The organism is Cedecea sp. AS113, assembly GCF_037152415.1.
Classification (GTDB): Bacteria; Pseudomonadota; Gammaproteobacteria; order Enterobacterales; family Enterobacteriaceae; genus Cedecea.
Genome location: NZ_JBBCMI010000061.1, coordinates 1 through 486, shown reverse-complemented (window position 1 = coordinate 486; position 486 = coordinate 1). Strand labels below are relative to the sequence as shown.

Sequence of the window (486 nt, the reverse complement as noted above, 5' to 3'; positions counted from 1 at the left end):
GTGAGCCATTCCCGGCCTTACCACCCACAGACGCAGGGCAAGCTGGAGCGTTTTCACCGCAGTCTGAAGGCGGAAGTGCTGCAGGGCCAGTGGTTTACGGACAGCCAGCAGGTGCAACGGGCCTTCGACCACTGGCGGACGGTGTATAACCTGGAGCTGCCCCACGAGGCCCTCGCGATGAAGGCACCGGCTTCGCGATATCAGCCATCGTCCCGGCAGTACAGTGCAGACGTTGAGCCACCGGAATACGATGAGGGAGTGGAGGTACGGAAGGTAGATATCAGCGGAAAGCTGAGCTTCAGGGGCAGCAGTCTGAAGGCAGGTAAAGCGTTCAGAGGAGAATATGTGGGACTGAAAGAGACGATGGAAGACGGATGTTATGAAGTGTGGTGGTACAGCACGAAAGTGGGGGTGATCGACCTGAAGAATAAGTCGATCACCATGGGTAAAGGATGTTAAAAAGTGTTCACCATGTCTGCGAACACC

General features: G+C 56.2%; 1 protein-coding gene. It reads left to right on the top strand.

All coding sequences use genetic code 11. The features are described from left to right. A partial coding sequence (locus WFN87_RS24240; RefSeq protein ID WP_336983979.1) for an integrase core domain-containing protein occupies positions 1–459 on the top strand: 459 nt, incomplete at its 5' end. Between the last annotated feature and the right edge of the window lie 27 nt (positions 460–486).